General features: G+C 29.7%; 3 protein-coding genes. 1 reads left to right on the top strand and 2 read right to left on the bottom strand.

All coding sequences use genetic code 11. The annotated features are described in order from the left end of the window. The first annotated feature begins 91 nt into the window (after window positions 1-91). Entirely contained in the window at window positions 92-1402 is a 1311-nt protein-coding gene (locus tag Q0K54_RS05660; RefSeq protein ID WP_294578903.1) for an IS4 family transposase, read from the top strand. A 226-nt stretch (window positions 1403-1628) separates the two neighbouring features. On the opposite strand, the gene trxA is transcribed toward Q0K54_RS05660, so the two are convergent. Next, entirely contained in the window at window positions 1629-1934 is a 306-nt protein-coding gene (gene trxA, locus Q0K54_RS05655) for a thioredoxin (RefSeq protein WP_087301911.1), read from the bottom strand. A gap of 47 nt (window positions 1935-1981) precedes the next feature. Continuing rightward, window positions 1982-3035, bottom strand: a 1054-nt coding sequence (locus Q0K54_RS05650; RefSeq protein ID WP_294578897.1) for a hypothetical protein, incomplete at its 5' end; no start/stop codon positions are given.

Genomic DNA, 3035 nt, shown 5'->3' with positions numbered 1-3035 from the left:
TGACATTGCAACGATAGTGTGCGGCCTATTATCAATTTTTTTATTGATAATAGGCCAATTGTTTATAGGTATATGTCGGAGGTACTTAAACATGAATAGCTATAAACATCTTAAAAACGTTTTATTTCACATTATCAATAATCTTTCGAATGTCTGTTCTATCTTTTGTGTCAATCCTGATACTGATTTCACCAGAAATAGAAAGCTTGATTTCAAAACAATCATGAAGATTATTCTTTGTATGGGAGCTTCCTCTATCAAGGATGAACTTTTTAAATTTAATGACTTTTCTATTGATACCCCTTCTGCTTCTGCTTTTGTTCAAGCCAGAAGCAAGATCAAACCTGAAGCATTCAAGACTTTGTTTGATGCTTTCAATAAAAAAACATTCAAAATAAAATTATTTCATGGCTATAGACTATTGGCAGTTGATGGCTGTGAACTGCCTATTGATAATACCATCTTTGACGATGAAACTACTGAATTAAGACATGGCACTCTTGCTAAGGCTTATTCTGCCTTTCATTTAAATGCCAGTTATGATCTATTGGAACTTACATATGATGATATTATCATTCAGGGTGAAGCTAAAAAAGATGAAAATGATGCCTTCTATCAGCTTGTTGACAGATATGATGGTCATAAAGCTATCTTCATTGCCGATAGAGGCTATGAATCCTACAATGGTTTTGAACATGTTGTTCGATCAGGAAATAAATATCTGATTCGTGTTAAAGATATCGACTCTCAAACCAGTATCACTCGATCATTAGGTCCATTTCCTGAAGGTGAATTTGATATTGATGTATTTAGAATGTTGACCTTAAAACAAACAAAAACGACCAAAGCTTGTCCTGAAATATATAAAATTGTTACTAAATCAACGAGATTTGATTTTATGAGCAAAGATGATCCATGGTATGAATTCAACTGTCGAGTTGTGAGATTCAAAATTACTGAAGATACCTATGAAACCGTTATTACCAATCTAAGCAGAGAAGAATTCTCAATGGAAGAAATCCGTGAAATTTACAATATGCGCTGGGGAGAGGAAACTTCTTTTCGTGAGCTCAAATATGCTATTGGACTCAATGCATTACATGCTAAAAAAAGAAAATTGATTCAACAGGAAATCTATGCCCGCATGACCATGTATAATTTCTGTCAAAGAATTGTACAGGAAATAAAAATACCTAAAAAAGATAAACTCAAATATACATATCAGATTAATTTTACAAGAGCAGTACATATTATCAGAGAATTTCTAAGAAAAAAAGGTGGAAAAAATCCACCTGTAGAAAATCTGATAGCTAAAGAAATATTACCAATTAGACCCGGTAGAAAATACAAGCGACATGTCAAGCCAAAGACTACCGTATTCTTTAACTATCGTTATAACTAACATAATTTATTATATACCTTGAAAAATGTAGTTTCAAGACTACACTTTTTTAGCTTGCATAAAAATATAACCAGGAGAAAATATATTTTCTATATAGCTCCTGGCTAAAATTTTGTCATCTTAACTTAATGACATTGGTATACATGCTTTTTCTTTTTTATAAAAAATAGAAAAGGAACATCATGTAATGTCCCCGTATCTACTTGAAATATTTAAATTTTTCAAATTATAAAACTTTTTCTAGATGATTAACAATTTCACCTTCAGGAACAAAACCTGTAATTTGATCAACAGCTTTTCCATCTTTAAAAATAATTAAGTTAGGAATAGCTTGCACCCCATATCTTCTAGCAATATCACTAGAATTATCAACATTTAACTTATAAAAAGAAACATTTGTCATTTTATCGGCTAACCCTTCAATTACAGGGGCTAACATTTTACATGGTCCACACCAGTCAGCATAAAAATCAACTAGAACAACTCCACTAGCAATTGCATTATCAAATTCATTACTTTCTAATATTTTCATTTATTATCACCTCACTTACATTATCCCTATTTATAAAATAATTACAACTAATTTGCTTTAATTTTATTATATTCCTGAATTGTTCGATCTAATGGATCGTTATAACTGTATGAAATCAAGTCAATTGCCTTATCTTCAGGATCATATCCAAAATATATACTACTAGGACTACTCTTTTCTACTTCATTTAATAAACTATGGTCATTTTCAAAAGCCTGTAGCTGTTGAATTAAAATATTTTTGAATAACTCAATATCTTCACTATTAATAATTTGTTCATCAATATTTTCAGATTCATCAGCAAAATCAATTTGATAAATAACATCAAGCATATCTACTAATTGATAATAATCATAATACCAGACACGAATCATTTCCTGATTAAACTTTTCAACGATTGCTTGGTAATCATTATAATTAAGCCAATAATTACGCACTATTTGTCTTCCATTTTTTAACTGATAAACAATTCCAATCTCATAATCACCATAACTGCATTTGGTATCTAAAATTTCCTGATGAATTTCAACGACAGTATCAATCATATTTTTATCTTTTAAATAAGCATTTTTATTTAAAAGATTCTTACTTAAAGCAAACTGTATATCATGATTGATCGTAACCGATTCAATATTACCTGGAATATAATCTTCAATAAAACTTTTACCCCCAAGAAATAATCCCAAAGTTATAATAGAAATAATACTAGCCTGTAATATATTTGCTTTATATTTTATTTTCTTTGTATAAATATATTGTATTAAAAAGACAGTCATGAAAGTAGCAATTATACTAATTGCAAATAACACACTTATCGACATAGAGGGAACATCTGTTAATCCCGTGAACATCCAGGAAATAACAACAATTATTACCATTTTAATAATTTGAGCAATTACATTATTAGTAAAACCATGATAATTAGTTAACGAATTTCTTTTTAAACAAGCAAGAAAACCACAAATAGTAAAAGCAAGACTATAGAAAATACAGATCAATATTTCATTTATAGCCACACTTTCAATGCCAGCTTTCATCAATGAATAAATAGGAATCAACAAATCCAAGACCGTATCTGGTAACGCTGTAATAATAATGCCC

It is taken from the genome of uncultured Thomasclavelia sp. (assembly GCF_944324745.1).
GTDB lineage: Bacteria > Bacillota_I > Bacilli_A > Erysipelotrichales > Coprobacillaceae > Thomasclavelia.
Note: the sequence above shows the minus strand (reverse complement) of the source record. Positions and strands in the feature narration are given on the sequence as shown.